This window comes from Ginsengibacter sp. (assembly GCF_057362405.1).
The window spans coordinates 16,803-38,119 of the sequence record NZ_JBMQQG010000229.1; the positions used below are offsets into that span (position 1 = coordinate 16,803).

Here is a 21,317-nt window from a genome sequence, read left to right on the forward strand (position 1 = left end):
ATTTTTCAATCAGACTACCGGCGACTCCCAATCATCTGAAGATGTTATTCCTCCACTAACCCATGTCCATTGAATTTTCTGATATGTAAAACTCACTTCTTCCATCAATGGCATTTTAGCATTCTCAGGAATTCTATTATTAAGCATAGTACTAGTTATGTCAACGATCCTGGCATTCGTGAGCTTAACGGTATAAGTATTTACTTCCGCTCCCGTACTTTTAGCAGCGAAGCACTGCAATTCCCAAACAGTAAGGTTTTCGTTATTCACCAATGCCAAGTAGAGCAGGGGAGACGACATATCAATCTCTTTAGTGATGGTAAACGGGCGGTGCATTCTTCTTCCGGTTGGTAAGCCTGATGATGGGTCACGCGGTGTTTGCACTTCATGATCAAAAGCCATTACCAATATTTTTCCTTCGCGGCCTTTTTGGGTTACACCACCTTTTATATCACCTTGTTTCTGCCCCTTTAATTTAAGATACGAGTTAAGTGCCATCGTAATTTATTTTAGTTGTAACAAAATAATAAATGCCGATGAAGATTGCAAGACAGCAACAGAATTAATCGCAGACTAAAATTTATGCAAAAAAAATTCGTATAAATTACCTGGCTTTTTTTTGGCACCATTTTAGGTATCTATAGACATAAATTAATCTATAACCTAAAAACACAAATTATGAATTCTCCCAAATTGAAAGCAATTTTATTAGGCGTAAGCTGTTTTGCAGTTGCCTCTTGTTTTGCCCAGGATACTCCTAAGAGCCCTAAGCCAGACACCACCCAGATGCCAAAGCATGATTCAACCAGCATGAATTTAAATGCAATGCATAACAACGCAGTGAGCTTGAATATTAAAGCGCCTGTATCATTTATAGGGAAAAATGAAAGTTTTGTTGCTCTGAAGAATGAAGCTGAAGATGAAACATTAACAGAAAAATATCTGGCAAAAACATCAGCCTAATATCTTCAAATTTGTTTTGACTTAACTTATAAAAATCCGCAATTTTAGTTGCGGGTTTTTATTAGTCAATATCTGTCTTGTTAAAGCCGTTGCTGGCCTCATCATCGCAGGAATTTTTATTAGAATAATTTACAAGCAGTAGCAATTATTGTAGTGATATTCTTTTAATTTTATCCTATGACGATACAACTACCCAACCGAAGTATTGCGCTTATCCTTTTAATCCTCAGTTCTCAAAATATCCATGCGCAAACTTATAACGATTCCTTACTCTCGTACCAGCAGAATTATATTCGTAACCATGAGGTAGTTGGTAAAGAAGATAAAAAATTTATACACTTTTATCCAATTGATGAACGTTATCGCGTAACCGCGTCTTTTAAACGAATAATCGATACGAAGGGTTTCGAGATGAGTACTGCAACAGGAGTGAAACAACATTATTTTCGTTATGGCCTGTTAACTTTTAGCCTTCACAATTCATTAGTTCATCTATATACTTACCAGTCAGCATCATTAATAAAACAAAAAAAATATCAGGATTACTTATTCGTCCCATTTGGAGATGCCACTTCTGGTTTTGAAAGCTATGGCGGGGGGCGTTATCTCGATTTTACAATTTCTGACATAAAAAATAATCACCTCGTAATTGATTTTAACAAAGCCTATAATCCGTATTGTGCTTATACAACCGGCTACAATTGCCCGATTCCTCCAATGGAAAATTTACTAACGGTATCCATACCCGCAGGTGAGAAAAATTATGGTAAGCCGGTACACTAGTAATGCAGGCATAATTATATCATTTCATTTAATTGATTCGATTGCTTCACTTTCGAGATTGCTAGGGTTGGCGTTAACTATAACGATCGTTTCTCCATGGGTAAGCCGTGTTCGAGTATCCCCTTTCTTCCCAAAATCCCAGCCGGTTTGCATCCAGAAATTCAATCCTGCTTATCCATTTGCTGCCCTTCCAGGCATACAATTGTGGTGTTATCATTCGTACCGGGCCGCCGTGTTCTTTCGGTAAAGGTTTCCCTTCAACTGTATGTACCAATAATACGTCCGGCTTCAAGGCTTCTTCCAATGATACGTTAGTAGTATAGTCGTCGTAGCCATAGCACATGATGTGCGTTGCACTTTCCCGTGGTTGTACCAATGCTGCAATATCAAGCATACGAACGCCTTTCCAATTAACATTCAATTTAGACCAGGTGGTTACGCAATGAAAATCTGAAGTATCATCTGATTGTGGCAAAGCCATAAAATCTTCCCATGTTAATGTCGTTGGATATTCAACCGAGCCATCTACCGTTAATCTCCAATCTTTCAGAGAGATTGATGGTTGTATGCCGAGATCAAGTACCGGCCATTTATTTGTGATCGTTTGCCCAATCGGTATTACGGGCATTCCATGACGATTTAGGTTTCCCTTTCCCATTGGCTTATCGTCAGCCACCGATGGCGTTTGCAGCATCTTCTCTTCAAAGCGTGCTTTTAGTTTCATTCGTGCTTCCACTACTCGTTCCAGTTTTCCGGGAGATTCCATTATCAATAATTTAGAAAATAAAATAATAAACGAAACTACAAACAAAACAATTTAAAGAGTTATTTAGAGGAATTCTTAGTTTCGCGAATGCATAAAATTGATAGAAATTACCTGGCCGGAAACTTCAAATTCGAGACAAAATGGGCTTTTATTTTATTGATTTTCATTATTTATGGAAAAGTAATATCCGCCCAAAGCATTACCGCAACAAACCACGGCGGTAGTGACAGCAGCGCCCGCGAGAAGGAAATAAACTCTCACTATTTAAAACCAACTGCGTTAATTGTTCCGGGCACATTTTTAGTTTATGCGGGTCTAAAACCAATTATACACGGAATTAAAAAACTTGATGATACCATATATGCAAATGTCAAAGCAAATCATCCTGGCTTTCATACTAACGCAGAGGATTACCTGATGTGGGCCCCCTCCGCTTCTATATATATGTTAGACGCATTCAACGAAAAGACGCCACATACTTTTAAGGAACATCTCCTATTAGATGCCGGTTCGATCGTAATTACCGGTGGCATTGGATATGCCATGAGGTTGGTTAGCCGTCACATCGAGGTGTACCAAACTCACGGCACTAATTTTCCTTCAGGGCATACCGCAAATGCGTTCCGTGGTGCCGAACTGCTTCACCAGGAACTGAAAGACAATAATAAATTACTAAGTTACAGCGGCTATGTAGCAGCATCAGCTGTTGGTGTTCTCAGGATTCTAAATAAAGATCATCTTCTCACAGAAGTATTGGCTGGTGCAGGATTGGGTATCTTGTCAACCAAACTCACGTATTGGATTTTTGTCAAAGCAAAATACGCGAAGAAACAAAAATGACCCGGTAATACCGGGCCATCTTTTCATCATTTCAAGCGTTATGAGTTGTTATGATTTTTTTTCAAAAAGATTGTCGATAAATTGCTGGTTATAATGTTCAACGGGATCGCCACTGATGTTGTGATAAACTGCACTTATAAAAATTGACTGAGTAGCGCTTATAATAGCAAAAAGTAAAGATATACCTAATACGCCAATTATGATACCAACGATTGGATGAATAAGAGCCCCGAGAAAAGCAATCATTGCTATTATTATAATTCCCAAAAATTGTATCAATCCAAAACTAAATCCGGCAGATAAGCTTTCACCCCATTTTTCTTTCATTAATTGCAAAGAACGTTTAAATGCGCCTATTGGCCCTAAATTTTCGTAGGCAACTACAGGCACCGCAAAGAAGGTTGCAATACTCCAGGCCACCCCAACGAGGCCAATTACAAATTTTCCCAGGCTTCCAAGATTATCCTGAACAATTTTAAGAATGGTTCCAACCGTACCGGCGAATAAAGCCCATGAAAAAATAGCACCTATACGGCTAAAACTAAAATCAAGCCCTTTGCGCACAGTTACTTCTTCGCCTTTAAAGTATAAAGTGGTGCAATGTATCAGCGCCGTATTGAAATAAACCACGATAAAATAATTCACGATATAAAAAAGAAAAATGACTGCATAGTTTTCAAAGCTATTTGGCCTGCTAACATTAGTAAAATTCCAATCTGCTGCCACCAGCGTTATTACTACAAAAGATCCTATTATCATTAAAAGCGATAACCCGGATAAAATAGGAAAAATAATGAGTTGCTTATTTTCTTTTAAAACTTTAAAACTATTCATGGAAATTCGCCACCCGTTGGATAGCCGGTCGAAGAAACTCATAAGCGTATGTTGGTTTTAAAACGCCGTAAATATAGGTAGCAGGTTTTATATTTAATAATAATATTGAAAATATTTTTGACCCGCGAACAAGCCGAAAGTAAATTTTCTGAATTCAGTCAAAGGGAGTGGTATTTATTAAAAATCATAGCTGTATTTTCACAACATGTCTGCAACGCATCCGTATATAAAGAAGTTACTGGCAGCTATTTCACAGGAAGAAAAAGAAGAAACAAAGCGCTATAGCCTCGGGCACGAACATAGTTTAAAGTCATTGAAGGCGGAAGGACTTGCCTTACATCCAATAAAAGTTACAAGAAAAAATTTTGGATATGCCGATTACCCGGAGATCACTTTCAGGCTTCCCTTTCCTGCAGATACGAGCCAATTCCGGGATGGAGCCGCTATTGAATGCTTCTGTGCTGGTGAAGAACCTGTGAAGGGCGTTTTACTCAATGTTGATGGTAAGACAGGCGAGTTCAGGCTTTTTGCACCAGATTTTCCAGACTGGATAGAAGATGATAATGTGGGCATTAAACTAGCTCCTGACCAGCGGACGATTACTATAATGAAATCAGTAATGAATTCGTTAGAAAGTAATAAAAAGCTGTACCGGCTATTCGAAGAATTACATGATAGCAAAATACAATATAACGCCGATCGGATAGACGAAATAGATATTAAGTTCATCAATGGTAAATTAAATAAAAGCCAGCAACGGGCAGTTGCTGCTATATTGCAAAATGAGAATATAACTATTGTGCATGGCCCGCCAGGAACGGGAAAGACAACTACTCTAACAGAAGCAGTTGAACAAATGGTATTGGCCGGTGAAAAAGTATTGGTGTCCGCGCCCAGCAATACTGCAGTAGATAATATTTCAAAGGCACTAATCAGGAAGGGAGTGAAATTGTTAAGAGTAGGAAATGCCAGCAAAGCCGATGAAGAAATATTTTCGCATACGCCTGAGGGTAAGCTTGCCAACGCTAAACAACAAAAGGAAATTAAAGAGTTAAAAAAAAGGGCGGAAGAATTTCGAAGGATGGCTTTGAAATATAAACGCAGTTTCGGCAAGGCAGAAAGGGAGCAACGTAATCTTTTATTTAAAGAAGTAAAAAATATCCGTACGGAAATACGAAAACTTCAGCTCTATAACGAAGAAAAATTATACGAGGAGGCACAGGTAATTGCCGGAACGCCTATAGGCCTTTACGATGCAAAAATAAAACACAATTCGTTTCAAACATTGGTTATTGATGAAGCAGGCCAGTGCATTGAACCGCTTGCCTGGTGTATATTTCCACTTGCTGAAAAATATGTGCTGGCGGGCGGTCATTTTCAACTACCACCTACGGTTCTTAGTTACGAAGCCGGGCAAATGGGATTAAATTTATCTATTTTAGAAATTGGTATAGATGCGGTTAAGAACATATTCCTTCTCAACACCCAATACCGGATGCGGGAATCAATTGCCGGATTTTCCGGCAATTATTTTTATAAAGGATTATTATTAACGGCTCCTTTCTTATCCAATAAAAATATACATATCACTTTTGTCGACACAGCAGGTTCTGGCAATAACGAGACCAGAGGCGCTAATGGCATCAGTTTACAAAATGAAGGAGAGTTAGCAATAGCTCAAAGACTTCTGGAAACGGAATCTCTGGATGTTTCACAAACAGCTTTCATTTCACCTTATTCAGGGCAGGTTGCAGCAGCCAAAGAATTGCTGCCGAAACAAATGCGTATAAGCACGATCGATAGTTTCCAGGGACAGGAAAAAGAAAATATTATTCTGTCTCTTGTAAGAAGTAATGATGATGGAGATATTGGTTTTTTGAAAGATTACCGGCGCATGAATGTTGCCATTACGAGAGCCAAAGAACAATTATTTGTAATAGGGGATAGTGCAACAATAGGCGCGGATTCATTTTATAATGCATTTTTAAATTATATCGAAAAGAATGGAAGTTACCGTTCGGTTTGGGAGTTTGAATTGTTCTAAAAACAAAAATTTTTTATTAAAAATTGATTAAGTATTTGTTTCATGTCAAGATAAGGACGATCTTAAAATTCATGGATAAATAATTATATCAAACACCTTCAGAGGGAGTCTTGCCTTCACGATATCAAGAGCACTTATGTCAGCCTGGTCAAATATAATGTTATCGGAACAATCCCTGCAATTAAACATAAGGGCAGTTTTCTTAAAATTGATTTTCCCGCTATTGTCCGGATTAACCATAAATGCAAAATCTGATTTATTGCCATATATATCAAAATCCGCCTCATTAAGCCTGAGAACATCCTTGAGCTCCATGCCATGGTGAATACCATTCTGAAATTTCCAGGCATTATTTTCATTGACAATACTGTTTTGTTTCCCATCTTTTGTAGGCAACAAATTCGAGACAATGATATAAGAAAGATTATTGAGGTTATTTTCATCACCCCAAACAAATGCAGCCTGGTAAAGGGTTCCATTAAATAATACCGAACATTTTTTTAATTCTTTTTCTGAAAAATAGTAAAGGTCTTTCGTCACATTTTTTTCTCCGAAGTAGCTCTCAAGAAATTCATTCGAATCAAATTGGAGCAAGTCTTCAGCGTAAAGAACAGAATCGGGGATTTTTCTCTGCTTTAATTTGAAAGTATATTTTGCAACACTATCCTCTACCTCTATTGACGCAAGGATAGAAATATTCTTTCTCTGAAAAAGGATTAAGGAATCTTTATATATATTTTTCTTCTTATCATAGATGTAATCAGATTTTATTAGTCGTCGCTCTCCATTTTGATAGTCATCTAAATCTAAACTGTGGAATACAAAATATCTTGAACCATTCTTTTGGTAAAAATCAACACCCTGTCTTATTTGAACAGGCTTTCTCCTGATCTTGACTCTCGGGATGAAACCTACTTCTATTGAATCATTTTGAAGATCATGATTGCTAACAAATCCTTTTTTTAACATGTAATTTTTTATGCCGTTCGATGGCAAATTAGTAAGTTCAAGCAAGTCGCGAACTGAAAATGATTGGCAGGATACTTCTCCATAATTAAAGCTGAGCAACAGGATCAAAAACAATATTCTGTTCATTAATTATACCCTTTAAACTTTATAATTATTGCAGGTTATTATGTTCAGTATTAGGATGAAATTTAAAATTGTTTACAAAACTTCTCAAAATAATTGAAATTTTAAATTTCTGGTTACATAGATCGCCCCGTGAATGATGGCTATGCAAATTAATAATCTTCGGGTATCTTAATAACTATAAATTCAAAGTTATTTTCTTACCTGTTTTTGTTGCTTCGTAGATAGCATCAATAATTTTTAAGTCTTTCACGGCTTCTTCGCCATCTACGGGAACTTCAGCTTGCTTACCTTGTAAAATGATGCCAGCCATTGCATCCATTTGTACGGTTTGATGTGTAACATGTGGGAAATTCAATTCTCCTTTGTTGGTGCGTCCCATTATGGGTCCGTAACCTGTGGCAGGATTTAATTCGCCGAATCCCCGCAATCCGTCAAGAAAGAATCTATCGAGATTATTCATACTGTAACTGGAAAGGCAGGAGGATACCGCACCCCCGGGAAATCCCAGTTGGAACTGTATAGTTTCGTCTACCCCTTCCTTAAATTTTATCGGATCATTTTTTGTTTCCTCTGCAGTGACCCAAACAGGATCTTCACCAACCATATAACGGGAACCGTTAATCGAATATATTCCTATGTCCATTAAAGACCCACCACCTGAAAGTTTCTTGTTAAGTCTCCATTGGTTTGGATCGCCTATCACGAAACCGCTTAACCCCTGGAAGAATGTGATCTTGCCAAAATCGCCCGCTTTCCTCATACGAATAATCTCCAGCGTTTTAGGCTCAAAATGCATGCGATAGCCTACAAGTAATTTTACATTTGCCTTTTTGCAGGCATCAACCATTTCCTGCCCTTCCTTTGCATTTACGGCCATGGGCTTCTCGCAAATTACGTGCTTGCCTGCCTTGGCCACACGAATTACTTCATCATGATGAAGGCCGTTTGGCGTTATCACATACACAGCATCAATATCCGGGTTATTTTTAATGTTATCAAAACTCTCGTAGTTATAACAATTCTTTGTAGGGATGTTATGCTTGCTTTGCCAATCAATAATTTTAGACGGGGTACCACTGATAACACCAACCAGTTTAGCCATGGTGCAGTCCTTCATGGCTTCAGCGACACGGGTTCCATAACTACCGAGCCCCATTATAGCGACACGTAACACCGGTCCATCATAAGGTTTCCGATTGACAGATTTATTAGCAGCAGCTGCCTGTTTAAGAAATGGGAACGCGATAGTGGCGGCTGTAATCTTTTGCAAAAAATCACGACGGGAATTCATAACTGTGTTTTTAGTTTATTAAAAAAGTATGATGCTTAATTAATTATAAAATGCGTATAATCCTGGACGTTATTGCCCTGCACCATATTGTACGCAAGGCGTTTCATAAATGATGACTGTTTAATACCGTAAATATAATTGAATTGTAATTTAATTCAGAAGACTAAAATTGACATCTGTCAGGTATATTAACCAATACCATCTCAAATCACACAATTTTTCAACAAATGCTGACTTGAAAAAGCGCTCACTGCATTGTTTATCCTAAATTAGCGGCGTTGTGTTTTACAATATTTTTATTCCTCTTTCCTGAAGTTTTTTATAAAAAGAAGAGTAAACCTCGCTTCGTGCGAGTTCAGTTTTGGTAACGTCTTTACACCAAAAATATATCTTTAACTGTGTGGATTGAGACGTAATGTTATTGATGAATATTTCAGGTTCTTTTTGAGCAAGTACTTCGGGAAAAGATTTTAATATTCCGTTAATATCCGGGCGAATTTCTTCCGCCAATATTAGTTTATCGACGGTAAATGAAATTTCGATTCTTATATTATTATTGCTAAGCGTCCAGTTAACAATGTTATGAGAAAGGATATCACCATTAGGTATAATTACTTCTGCGCCATCAGGTGTAAGCAATGTGCTGGAGCGCACACTTATCTCTTTCACGCGACCTTTTTTATCGCCTATTTCAACAGTGTCGCCTATACGCAGTGTGCGGTCAAAAATTAAAATGATCCCTGACACAAAGTTATTCACGATACTTTGTAAACCGAGGCCAATACCCACACCCAGGGCACCCAGTATTACGGTTATTCTGTCAACAGGAAGCCCCGACGCGGCAATTGCAAGCAAGAAACCGCCAATCAGCAAAACAAGCCGTGTAATCAGTAACCTGGAGCGGTGGCTTTTATTATCAAAAGACGCATCATCGCCCAAGTCCCCAAAAAAGACCGGTATGTATTTTTGTAAATAGTTTGCAAACCAGATGATACCCAGGAATAAGATCAATCCACCGAATGTAAAAGAAAAGCTTCCAATAATGCGCGGGGTAGACAACAAATCATTGAGCTTAATGGATAGAACATTGAATAAATTAAGATTGGTTACAAATACAACCAGCCATATGAGTACCGAACAAAAAATGACCATTGGTGACATGTTTTTTATGATAGCATTGGTATCAAAGCTTTGAGGATAGTGCTTTCGAATACGGCTACTCTGAATTTGTAACAGAAAGGACTCAATAACAGACTGTTTAAAAATCACAAGGGCGGCTGTTTGTATAACTGCATAGGTTGCAGTTGAACTAAATATTTGCATAAGGGTTACCCGCCCAAATAGATTGCTCAGAATAGCCATAAGGCTAAATATGGTATATAAAGCTCCAGCCCAAACAAGGATTTTGGGTTTACTATATTTTTTTATAACCCGTGCAATAACATACCATCCCAGCAAAAACGAGATGCAGTTAAGTATAAATGAAAGCCATCGTGTAAAATAAAATGGTAACCCGAAGTATCTTGAAAAGGACAATAAAAACAAAAAAATAAAGACTAGCCACAAGAAGAATATTTTTTTAGGGAGCTTTCGGCTGAACGAAAAGGTGAGAACAACCATTAATAAAAATTCGATAAAGTCAATATAAACCACCGGCGCATTCAGATCGAATAATGGCGCCAGGTTAAGTATGAATACGAGCGAAGCAAAAAAAGGTAGCTTGTTTATATACTTAAACCGGAATGGTTGTAATGCAGCAAGTTTATCCGCCTTTCTAAGCGTTCGGAAATTGAAAAATATCCAACAGAAAAATACGATTCCGATAAACAACAAAAAATTCAATTGATAGTTAGTATGTGTAAAATAATATCGGGTGATTTTCTTTTCAGAGTTTAACGTTTTTCGGAATTGTCCTCCAAATGATTGTGATTGTTTTGCAGCCGTAACCTCCCATAAGTATTTTCTTTCTTTACTAAACGCACGGGCGCCGGTACTGGCTTCCATATTTTGGGTCTGCAATTGAAGTTCATCGGTTGCAATTATATTGGAAGAAGTATGTGCCAATGTATTATCAATGAGCACATTTACATACCTGATAAGGCTGTCAGCATGAAAATATTTTGTCCGTAAGTCTTTTAACTGTGGTCTAAAGGACGATCTCAAAGCGGAATCCCTGAAGATATGCCGGATGACGGTATCTTTCCTCAAGTCAAAGATGTCTTTTTTAGTGGCATCTAATATGCTGTCATACCTGTTGAGTTCCTTTGCATATGCTTTCGTGTTACTTTTTATAAGGCTTAATATTATATCAAAGGTTTGAAGGCTACGAACATTTAATGCTCTCTCATTATTGGTTAGCCGGTCTTTGATTATGCTTATTACCGAGTCATCCTCTTCCAGCCTATTAACCATCAAATTTATAGCCGGCACCGGTTGAAATAGAGAATTGGCTTTATTTAGAAGTTGGAAGACTTTTGAAATACTTTGCAGGTAGTCGTTACGAGTGAGTGTGTCATCATCTGCAAACATCGCTCTGTCAAATGATCTTTTGGCTGGTTTGGCAGTATCGGTAACCTGCGCTGATAATGTAATACCGCAGAAAATAAAGATGACGACAAAAAAATAAGATTTCATAAAAAAGGATCAAGGAAAAATAAAAATACTCTATTAATTGTTCCCGATATAACTATCTAAAACGCCGGCTTCAGTTGTTTCCGTATATTTCTTAAAATTATTAAGTATAGCCTGCCAGCCTCCTTGCTGCATTTCGATAGATTTAGTCGTTTCTGCCTTAAGTTTTTAGTCACATTAGCTTTGTCCCCAGCGACAATTAAAGATATAATTTGCAACAAAGAAATTAAAGGCGAATTTTATTTACTTAATATTATTACTTTGTTTGCCTTATTTTGTAATGTTGTTCACTAAACATTTATTTTCATTCTGCAATAATTAATTTTTAGTTTCTGATCAAAAAAATTCCAATTCGCAAGAGGCTACGCGTCGTGCAACTGGCGGCAATAATTTTTTTTACTGTATCAGGCGGACCATACGGACTGGAGCCCTTGCTGGGGTATGCAGGCAGTAATGGAGCTTTACTACTCCTATTAATAACTCCTTTGCTTTGGGATGTACCCGCTATACTAACGGTGTTGGAACTAAACAGTATGATGCCCGTTACTGGAGGTTATTATCAATGGGTTAAAAAAACTCTTGGACTGCGCTTTGGTTTTTACGAAGGCTGGTGGACATGGCTGTACACGTTTGTTGACCTCGCCATTTATCCCGTTCTTTTTGTGGGCTATGCCTCCTTTTTTTATCCGGAAATCGCACACTATAAAATTCCTGTATGTCTCTTCATTATATGGTCGGGTGCTATCTTAAATATTCTCGGCATTTCGCCTGTGGGCAAAACAGCCACGATGCTGAGCCTGCTGGTGCTTGCTCCTTTTCTTGCCATGTTTGTTATGGCAATAAAGGATGCCGGTCATCTATCCTTCCCTGCACCCTCGTTAAAAGGTATCTCATTTCCATTTTTAGGTATGGCACTATATACCGTTATGTGGAATTTTTTTGGATGGGATAATACTACCACATATGCAGAAGAAGTTGACAGGCCGGTAAGTACTTACCTTAAATCGGTGAGCATTGCCTTTATAACGGTGGCCGCTGTATATGTGATGGTTTTATTTGCAACGCTGCATTATCACGTAAACGCAGAAACGCTAAATGAGCAGGGTTATCCTGTGTTGGGTGTTTTGGCTGGTGGTGAGTGGCTCGGTGCTGCAATTTCTGTCGGTGGCATGGCAAGTGCCCTGGGTTTATTTTCAGCCGTGTTACTTTCCGTATCTCGTGTGCCCCAGGTAATGGCGGAAGACGGTTTGTTACCTGCTAAAATTCATGCCCTTCACCCAAAGTTTAAAACACCTTATATCTCTATCGTTATTTGCGCAGCGGTTGTAAGCTTCATGATAGTTTGGAGCTTCCAGGAATTGATTGTTATTGACGTGACGCTGTACGGCGCAGGTTTATTTTTAGAATTTGCAACACTGATAGTACTTAGAATTAAACAACCATTTGCGCACAGGCCGTTTAAAATACCTCTTTCTACAAAAGGATTGAGTTTAATGCTACTATTCCCTGTTACTGTTTTTGCAATTGCCCTGTCAGGTGCATTTAACAACCAGGGGAAAATGTTTATGCCGGCGTTATTCGCTGTGTGCGCTTTAGCGAGTGCAGAGGCTTTGTGGCAAATAATCAAAAGAATCAGGATGAAAATGTGATCCAAATATTAATAAACTTATTACAAACGATTTCGCTTTTATTATTTTAAAGGATATAATATTACATCATTTATATACATAGGCAGTTCTTTCTTAACTACAGCAATAGCACTAACTTCCGGCTGATTGAGCATCTTGATATCATCACAACTATTGCAACCAAGCATCACCGCTGTTCTTTTAAAGTCAATTTTTCCGCTTTCAGCCGGCTTAACCATAAAGGCCAACTCAGATGCATTTCCATAAATATTAAAATCCTTTTGATTTAACCGTAACAATTCTTTTATATCCATACCGGGATAAATTCCATTTTGAAATTGCCATTCGCTGTTTCCGGTTACCGGATTGTTTGCCTCGGCTCCTTTTGTTGGAAGCACATGCGGAACAAGTATATATAAAAGATTATCAAGATTTTTTTCATCTCCCCAAACAAAAACAACCTGGTATTTAGTTCCGCTGAATAGGACAGAACATTTTTTTAGTTCCTTTTCCGAAAAATAGTACATATCTCGTTTTACATTCTGCGATCCAAAAAAACTTGCAAGAAATTCATGAGAGTCGAATTGGAGAAGATCTTCAGCATATTTTATCCTTTCCGGTATTTTTTTCACTGTTAATTCGAAAGTGTATTGCGAAGCAGTATCGGTTTTTTGAGATGAGGCTAGTACTACAATGTTTCCTTTTTGAAAAAGAATTGATGAGTCTCTGTTAACATCAGCCGTTTCGTCGTAGAAAAAACCTGATTTTATTAATTGTCGTTGACCGTCAACATATTCATTTGCCAGCGAGGTTTGTAAACTGTACGATCGATAATTGTCAGCAAGTGATATGTATATGTGTTTCGGGTTGGTGAAAATTTCCTTGTGCGCTTTTATCCTTGTTTTGAACGCAGCCTCGGTTGAAAGGCTATCTGTTTTGGTACTTGAAAGATAAAATCCTTTTTTATACAGGTAATGGTCAATCTCCTTTGTGGGTAAATAAGATAATTTGATAAGGTCACTAATATCAAATGACTGTGCATAGGCAAAGCCTGTTGTTAAACCTTGCAGAAAGAGTATCAGTAATACTTTCTTCATCTTGATTCTTGTTGGAATTCGAAATATGCAATGTCAGTTTTAATAAGGATGAGCAGGAAGAAAAAAGCTGAAATATCGGTTTAACCGGAATTGAAGGCCTAAAATAATGTGGTTTTATTTAAAATCAAAGCATCTGATAAAATTTTTTTTCGAAAAGTGGCGGGCCAACTTATCATGCAGCGTATTGCCGTTTAAGCATGGCCGTTATAAAATGTATGGTGATATAGCAACAATAATGGTTAATCCTTTTTATAGTATTTGCCAATGATTGGACGCATTTTGAATATGAAGGCAAATTAGAAAGACCAGGCGAAAAAGCATGCCTTTAATATTTGAGTCACGGCATTCAATACATGCAAGTATTTAATTATTATAAGGTGCCCATAATTAAATATTTTTGCTCCGGCTTTTTATTATTAACAGAATAACAATTACTATAGTCGATAACCTTAGCGCATCGTTTATAAATTTTTTGTATCAGGCAGAAACAGAAAATTTTTTGTGCAAAGAACTTTATTCCAATCCCAAAGATTAATATGACAGCAGAACATCAGCGACTCGAAAATAATTCACCTAAAAGAGTACCTCTTGAGCAATGGGGACCCTACCTCAGTGAACGCCAATGGGGTACCGTTCGCGAAGATTATGGGCAATTTGGCGATGCATGGAATTATTTCCCTTTTGACCAATCGCATTATAGAACTTACCTGTGGGGCGAAGACGGGATTGCAGGTATTTCAGACCTGTTTCAAAATCTTTGTTTTGCCGTTACATTGTGGAACCGTAAAGATCATATATTAAAAGAACGATTATTTGGTCTTGGTAATAACGACGGTAATCACGGTGAAGACGTAAAGGAATTATATTATTACCTGGATAATATTCCTACGCATTATTATATGGAATATTTGTATAAATATCCTCAAAAGGAATTTCCTTATGAAGATATAAAAGTTCAGAACCGAAACCGGTCAAAAAACGAGCCCGAATACGAGATTCTTGATACGGGAATTTTCAATAACGACGAATATTTTGATGTAACGGTAACTTATGCAAAACAGGATTCGCAGGATATTTTTATCAAAATAAATATTTGCAATCGCAATACCCAAAGGGCCGGTATAACGGTATTGCCTACACTATGGTTTTACAATCGTTCCAGCAACCACAGGCTTAAAGAAAAACCAGTTATCACTGACTATAATAAGACAACGGTAAAAGCTACCCATCAAAGACTGGGCACGTACTATCTATATTTCCAGAAGACCAGGGCTACTTTTTATACTGAGAATATTAGCAATACTGAAAAGGTTCTCAAGATTCCTAACGAAACCCCATTCGTAAAAGACGCTTTTCACGACGGTATCATCCGAAAAAAAAATGTAAAGTCCCTGCGGAGAAGCACGTCAGGTACCAAGTTCGCTCCCATATACGATCTTACTATTGAAGGTGGCGCATCAAAAACTATTTACCTGCGACTCGCCAATAAAGAACTCGCTAATGGGTTTGAAGAGGGTTTTGAAAATATTTTTGCAATGCGAAAGGCTGAAGCTGATGATTTTTACAATACAATACTTCCGGCAAATATTTCGCCTGAATTGAGAAATATACAGAGGCAGGCGCTTTCAGGAATGCTTTGGAGCAAACAGTTTTATCATTACGATGTCGAAAGATGGCTGACTACAAGCGACGGAATTACGCCAGTAAATGATAGCAAACTTAATGGCCGCAACCATGAATGGAGACACCTAAAAAATCAAAACATTATTTTAATGCCGGATAAATGGGAATACCCATGGTATGCGGCCTGGGATCTCGCCTTTCACTGCATTGCAATGGCAATGCTTGATCCGGGATTTGCCAAGCATCAGTTGCTCCTGATTATGCGTGAATGGTATATGAAACCCGATGGGCAGTTGCCCGCATATGAATGGCATTTTAGTGATGTAAATCCGCCGGTACATGCATGGGCTGCCTTGCAGGTTTTCAGGATTGAAAAAAACACGACAGGAAAAGGGGATATCAATTTTTTAAAAAGAATATTTCATAAACTCCTTATCAACTTTACCTGGTGGATTAACCGGAAAGACGCGAGTGGTAACAACATTTTCCAGGGTGGATTTCTTGGCCTGGACAACATAGGTGTTTTTAACAGGAGCATTGAAATGCCGGGAAACCACCGGCTGGAGCAGGCAGACGGCACAAGCTGGATGGGCATGTATGCCTTAAATATGATGGATATGGCTTTGGAGATCGCCATGGTAGATGAAACGTTTGAAGATACGGCGACAAAATTTTTCGAACACTTTATACTGATCTCTGAAGCGCTGAATCAATATGGATTGTGGAATGACACGGATAAATTCTTTTACGACATACTATCAAAAGATGGCGCTAATCCTATTCACTTGCGTATTCAGTCAATTGTAGGGATAACCACATTATTTGCAGTTTCAATTGTTGATAAAAAAGTGCGTGATAAACTTGGTGACTTTAGAAAAAGAACCGCCTGGTTTGAAAAATACAGAAAGAAAAACAACCGATTTTGGCCCAACGAGGAACATACGGGAGGTGAAAAATTATTATTATCTCTTGTTCAGCGGGACAGATTAAAAGACATTTTACAACATCTGCTAAACGAAGAAGAATTTCTTTCTCCGGGCGGTATAAGAGCATTATCTAAATATCACGAAAAGAATCCCTATGCCGTAAATATTGATAATATTGAATACAGTATACAATACGATCCAGGAGATTCAACTTCAAATTTTTTCGGCGGCAACTCTAATTGGCGAGGCCCGGTTTGGGTTCCCATAAACTATATACTGATTCAATCCATTCGAAAATATGGAGAATTTTATGGCGACGACTTGCTGGTTGAGTGCCCCACCGGCTCCGGCATACAAATGAATTTAAAACAAGTTGCCGATGAATTGACAAAACGGGTTATCAGTTTATTTGAAAAAGATGCAGAAGGTAATCGCAGAATTTACGGGAAGGAAAATTGGTTTTACAACAGGCCAGGTAATGAACACCTTGTTTTATTTTACGAATATTTTCATGGCGACAATGGTAACGGTCTCGGCGCAAGCCATCAAACCGGGTGGACAGCTCTTGTGGCAAGTTTGATAAGTGAGCTGGAAGGAAATAAGACTTGACAGTACATCATAAGATGGAACGTAACGGATACGTGTACACGCCTTATTAAACACTTAAAAAATAAAAGCCGCTTTCCTTTAAATTGAAATTCCCTTAAATCAATAAATATCAACAGCTGTTATTTAAGACTCGAATAAACCATCGCTTCAAATTTCCGCTCAATATCTCCATGACTGTTTGGATTTTGTTGTGTCATGAACAAACATACAAGGTGAGCTTTTGGATCCGCCCAATAAGTGGTTCCATAATAGCCTCCCCACGCAAATGAACCAGTATATCGCGGTCCTCTTGCAGCTGATTTTTCGGAAGTAATTTCAAAGCCCAATCCAAAATTATCATCGCCGAACAGGCCAGGAGCCAATTGCCCGCTCGTCATCATTTCTACTGTTCTTTTTGCGAGTATGCGATGACCGTTATAAATGCCGCCGTTCAACAACATTTGCATAAAAACAGCATAGTCAAACGCAGTGGAAGTTAACCCGGCACCGCCCGAAAAATAATGTTTATCCATTAACGGGTAGTCAGGATCTATATGGCGAAACGAATGACTCCATTTAATTATATGATGCAAAGAGTCTTCAGTATAAACCGTTGCCAGCCTGTTTGCTTTTGATGCGGGCACATTAAAGTAAGTATCTTTCATACCCAGCGGTTCAAAAATATTCTTAGTTAAGAAATCTTGCTGATTAGTTCCACTAATCACTTCAATTAAACAACCAAGCAAATCACTGTTTAAACCATATTGCCATTTTTCACCCGGTTGAAAGGAGAGGGGCATTTTGCCAAGCGCTTTCATTCGATCCAGTAAGTTCGCATCAAAATAACCCAGCCCCGATGGTATATTATTTTTGGAATAAATCGCCATCACTTTTGAGCTTCCAATATCAGTATAATCCAAACCGGAGGTATGTGTCAGAAGATCACGAAATGTAATCTCTCTTTTTGCAGGAACCGTGGTATACGTTGTATCTGCATCATTAAATTTGTCCAGTACTACCGGGTGTTTAAACTCTGGAATAAAGTCTGATATAGGTTCGTCCAGCATTAGTTTCCCCTGTTCGTATAAAATCATAATACCTGCGCTGGTAATGGCTTTTGTTTGCGACATAATTCGAAACATCGCATTGTTTTTCATGGGTTTTTTTGCTGACACATCTGCATAACCATACCCGTTGTATTGTACAAGCCGGTTATCCTTAACCACAATCGAAACAGCTCCAGTTAACCAGTTCTTAGCTATATAATCATTTACCAAACTATCGATCATGGCCAATTTTGTATAGTCAACAGCATTACTTTTGGCATTGGTCTGAATTTGCTGTGCCCGGGTAAGCGCTGGAATTAAAATAAGTGCGAACAAAAATGCCCGGGAAATTAGAAGTTTTCTCATATCATATATCATTTTAAGACAGAAAGTTAATCCAAAAAACTTTAGCGCCTTCGATGAAATCGGGAGCACTACCTACTTTGCTTTTGACACATTTAGAAATGAAGAATTGAATGAGTTGAGAGACCTCACAACGGAAGTTGCCGATGCATTGACCAATCGTAAATTTGCCTGTTATAAGAAAATGCTGGAAGCTCAGTTACAATTTATTTAGGGATAGAAATTCAAACCAACATTCTTTACATTGTTTCGTCCGCAGAAGGCCCATACATTCCTGGTACGGGAATGTCGAGCAAACGAAGGTAAACACTTAGTTGGCCGCGATGATGATATACATGATTATAGCAAAAATTTCTAAGAACCGTTTTCCTTGGCAGTTGAAAAAATATATGGTTACCGCGGCGGAAAGTGCACGATGCATTTAGCGTTTCATCGGACGTCGAGTGAAGAAGGTCAACAGCATCCTGAAGCCTCTTATCAAACAATTCTAATATTTCCTCAGTATTACCTTTCACATCCCGATTAAATACTGCCGTGGCAAAATCAAAATCTTCCGCGTTGATTGTTCTGCCAAACCAAATAGGTATGTCGGCGATATGTGTAGCCAACCTTCCTATCGTCATAGATTTTTCATGCGGCCGCCAGTCCAGTTTATCGGTTGGTACACGTTCAATCATCTTTCTTGAATTACCGGCTTCATGTTGTAATTCAGCAAGCAATGCGATATTAATTGGCATAAAATAATGTGTAATGAAAGCTAAATTATGAAAATATCTGGCAATGCTGATTTTGATTTCATTACTTATGCAGGACGACAACTTTTTGGGTTGTTATCGTTCCGTTACCCTTGATTTTTAAAACATAAGTGCCATCTGGAAATGAGTTGGTATTGATTGTTTCGGTAGTTGCCGACAATATCGAAGAGGTCATTATTTTTCCCACCGCATCATACAAAATTATTTGCGTTTTACCGAGTACGTTAGCTGGCGCCGCAACGGTAAAATAATTATTTGCCGGGTTCGGAAAGATAATAACAGCGCCGGAAATATTATTACGCAAAACAACAACATCACTATATACATATTCACCGTCAATATCAGTTTCCCTAATACGGTAATACAGATTCCCTCCGGGTATACCGGAATGTAAAAACTGGTAATTACTTTGGTTGGTATTCTCAATTTTTAAGTTGCCGATTGCATCAAAGTTTTTTCCATCAGAGCTGAACTCAACATCAAATTTGTCTGAGTTAAGAGTAGGCGTGGCGACTACCCACCTTACTAACGCAGAAGTCTTATCAATAAGAGATGCGTTTACACTAATGAATTTTACAGGTAAAGTTCCAAAGTTAAAAGGAGTGGGATTGTTTTCCCCGGGTTCGGTAGCATTGCCGTCGTTATTTGGGTCCACAGCGCTTTCCGGGCCATTGTTGGAAGAGTCAGCTACGTTACTAAAACTTGAAGTTCCGATGCTGCCAATCGTAGCCGTTCCTATCGCTGAGTTTTCATAAATAATTGCAGGATTGAGGTTACTAACACGGAAGCTTAATCGAATTTTGAAAAAATAGTCAGTGTTTACTGATGTCTGGTTCTTTAAGTTTTGGCCAGCCATTAATAAAACACTATCGCTATTCCCATTGTAAGAGGGGTTTAATAAAAGGTTTGCTGTATTTTCACCGGGAACAAAAGACACACTTATGTTAGATACATTACCCTGTCCATACACGCCGGCAAGGTTGTCACTTACATTAATATTATTCAGGGCGACATTCCCTAAATTCCTGGCGTAGATGTCATAGGTTAGGTCCGCGGTATTATTATTTATCTTAATCATATTCACTAGTTGCTTGGTAACGCCAACAGACGGCGTGATGCTGGTATTATCAATAGGTAATTGACCGGCCTGAAAGCTTTGTATTGAATCGAGAAAATTAGTGGCGATGTCATATGTATAATAATAACAAGTTCCCAAAAAGTCAGTGCCGGTGATTTCTAATTTTCCATTGAGGTAAGCGATTCCATAACAGCTTTGTGGTAATGAGTCTAAAAATATTGCCATGGCATTCGTGCTGGTATTATAGTTCTTAATTTCATACAACTTCGAAGGAAAGCTGCCCAGCGTAGCAAACATACGTCCATTGGGTAATATAGTAATGTCTCCGCTGGAAATGCTGGTAGGAAAATAACCTTCAGGAAATTGCACAGTTCGGGTATTAAGCACCTTTCCGGTTGTCACATCAAATTTATCGATGTTACATTGCCCAAGTGTATCGTTATAAGCCGAGAACGACCATAGATCACCGTTGTTATCAAACTCGAAATTGTTAGAAACATAGCTATAGGTATAATCTGGCGTGGCGCTTAGATTCAACGGGCAGTTGATATTTGCGGGCAACCCAATATCGAGCACCCATATTTTAGTATTACCCTCCCTTATATCCGCCGCATAAAGTTTATTATCTTTTGGATTGTAAGCTACAAACACAGCAAAAATATCCGGGACCTGGTTTGCCAGACTACAGGTGAGTAAGTTTGAAGCAGTATCGCTCAGAGGATCTTTAATTAGTGAAAATGCGGGTTGGCCGGAGCCATTACATGAACCAGATCCAAAATTAACCAACAATGAATTTTGCGCCACCGAAGTATTGCTCAAGACAGCCCCTAAGATTATTAAGAAAAATGATTGACTGATAATTTTTTTTATCATCCTAAAGATTTTAAAGAATACTTAAAGCTTGTTTAAGAAAATTCGGTCTTATCTGATGAAATGTTGGATTGGTAAAGTTTACCGCAGTTGGGG

Annotated in this window: 16 protein-coding genes; 6 read left to right on the top strand and 10 right to left on the bottom strand. The window is 38.3% G+C overall.

Annotated elements, in window-relative coordinates; genetic code table 11:
* Positions 1-9: 9 nt before the first annotated feature.
* Positions 10-498 carry an Hcp family type VI secretion system effector gene (locus ACO1O5_RS19420; RefSeq protein WP_486273213.1) on the bottom strand — a complete coding sequence of 163 codons (489 nt, stop codon included), beginning with the start codon at positions 496-498 and terminating at the stop codon, positions 10-12.
* Between the two features lie 180 nt (positions 499-678).
* Between ACO1O5_RS19420 and ACO1O5_RS19425 the strand changes: the two genes are divergently transcribed.
* Entirely contained in the window at positions 679-963 is a 285-nt protein-coding gene (locus ACO1O5_RS19425) for a hypothetical protein (RefSeq protein ID WP_486273215.1), read from the top strand.
* A 177-nt stretch (positions 964-1,140) separates the two neighbouring features.
* Positions 1,141-1,746, top strand: coding sequence for a DUF1684 domain-containing protein (locus ACO1O5_RS19430; protein WP_486273217.1), 606 nt, complete (start codon positions 1,141-1,143; stop codon positions 1,744-1,746).
* A 73-nt stretch (positions 1,747-1,819) separates the two neighbouring features.
* Here ACO1O5_RS19430 and ACO1O5_RS19435 read toward each other — a convergent pair whose 3' ends face one another.
* Positions 1,820-2,512, bottom strand: a complete 693-nt coding sequence (locus tag ACO1O5_RS19435; RefSeq protein ID WP_486273219.1) for a sulfite oxidase-like oxidoreductase — start codon at positions 2,510-2,512, stop codon at positions 1,820-1,822.
* A gap of 87 nt (positions 2,513-2,599) precedes the next feature.
* Here ACO1O5_RS19435 and ACO1O5_RS19440 point away from each other — a divergent pair, with 87 nt between their 5' ends.
* A complete protein-coding gene (locus tag ACO1O5_RS19440) occupies positions 2,600-3,352 on the top strand; it encodes a phosphatase PAP2 family protein (protein WP_486273220.1) in 753 nt (250 codons plus the stop codon).
* A 48-nt stretch (positions 3,353-3,400) separates the two neighbouring features.
* Here the strand turns inward: ACO1O5_RS19440 and ACO1O5_RS19445 are convergent, their stop codons facing one another.
* On the bottom strand, positions 3,401-4,228 hold the full coding sequence (locus tag ACO1O5_RS19445) for a DUF6159 family protein (RefSeq protein ID WP_486273222.1): 828 nt from the start codon (positions 4,226-4,228) through the stop codon (positions 3,401-3,403).
* A 163-nt stretch (positions 4,229-4,391) separates the two neighbouring features.
* Between ACO1O5_RS19445 and ACO1O5_RS19450 the strand changes: the two genes are divergently transcribed.
* Positions 4,392-6,230, top strand: coding sequence for an AAA domain-containing protein (locus ACO1O5_RS19450; protein WP_486273224.1), 1,839 nt, complete (start codon positions 4,392-4,394; stop codon positions 6,228-6,230).
* Between the two features lie 69 nt (positions 6,231-6,299).
* On the opposite strand, the gene ACO1O5_RS19455 is transcribed toward ACO1O5_RS19450, so the two are convergent.
* From ACO1O5_RS19455 to ACO1O5_RS19465, 3 genes are all read right to left on the bottom strand, one after another.
* Positions 6,300-7,325, bottom strand: coding sequence for a hypothetical protein (locus ACO1O5_RS19455; protein ID WP_486273226.1), 1,026 nt, complete (start codon positions 7,323-7,325; stop codon positions 6,300-6,302).
* Positions 7,326-7,500: 175 nt separating this feature from the next.
* Positions 7,501-8,616: a Gfo/Idh/MocA family protein gene (locus ACO1O5_RS19460; protein ID WP_486273228.1), complete on the bottom strand. Its 1,116-nt coding sequence runs from the start codon at positions 8,614-8,616 to the stop codon at positions 7,501-7,503.
* A 285-nt stretch (positions 8,617-8,901) separates the two neighbouring features.
* Positions 8,902-11,250 carry a mechanosensitive ion channel family protein gene (locus tag ACO1O5_RS19465; RefSeq protein WP_486273230.1) on the bottom strand — a complete coding sequence of 783 codons (2,349 nt, stop codon included), beginning with the start codon at positions 11,248-11,250 and terminating at the stop codon, positions 8,902-8,904.
* A gap of 368 nt (positions 11,251-11,618) precedes the next feature.
* Here ACO1O5_RS19465 and ACO1O5_RS19470 point away from each other — a divergent pair, with 368 nt between their 5' ends.
* Entirely contained in the window at positions 11,619-12,896 is a 1,278-nt protein-coding gene (locus ACO1O5_RS19470) for an APC family permease (protein ID WP_486273232.1), read from the top strand.
* A 41-nt stretch (positions 12,897-12,937) separates the two neighbouring features.
* Here ACO1O5_RS19470 and ACO1O5_RS19475 read toward each other — a convergent pair whose 3' ends face one another.
* Entirely contained in the window at positions 12,938-13,972 is a 1,035-nt protein-coding gene (locus tag ACO1O5_RS19475) for a hypothetical protein (RefSeq protein WP_486273234.1), read from the bottom strand.
* 536 nt (positions 13,973-14,508) lie between these two features.
* Here ACO1O5_RS19475 and ACO1O5_RS19480 point away from each other — a divergent pair.
* Positions 14,509-17,130: an MGH1-like glycoside hydrolase domain-containing protein gene (locus tag ACO1O5_RS19480; RefSeq protein WP_486273236.1), complete on the top strand. Its 2,622-nt coding sequence runs from the start codon at positions 14,509-14,511 to the stop codon at positions 17,128-17,130.
* Between the two features lie 119 nt (positions 17,131-17,249).
* Here ACO1O5_RS19480 and ACO1O5_RS19485 read toward each other — a convergent pair whose 3' ends face one another.
* The 3 genes from ACO1O5_RS19485 to ACO1O5_RS19495 form a co-directional block, all read right to left on the bottom strand.
* Entirely contained in the window at positions 17,250-18,521 is a 1,272-nt protein-coding gene (locus ACO1O5_RS19485; protein ID WP_486273238.1) for a serine hydrolase domain-containing protein, read from the bottom strand.
* Positions 18,522-18,757: 236 nt separating this feature from the next.
* Positions 18,758-19,255, bottom strand: a complete 498-nt coding sequence (locus tag ACO1O5_RS19490) for a DinB family protein (RefSeq protein ID WP_486273240.1) — start codon at positions 19,253-19,255, stop codon at positions 18,758-18,760.
* A 61-nt stretch (positions 19,256-19,316) separates the two neighbouring features.
* Positions 19,317-21,224, bottom strand: a complete 1,908-nt coding sequence (locus tag ACO1O5_RS19495) for a T9SS type A sorting domain-containing protein (RefSeq protein ID WP_486273242.1) — start codon at positions 21,222-21,224, stop codon at positions 19,317-19,319.
* Between the last annotated feature and the right edge of the window lie 93 nt (positions 21,225-21,317).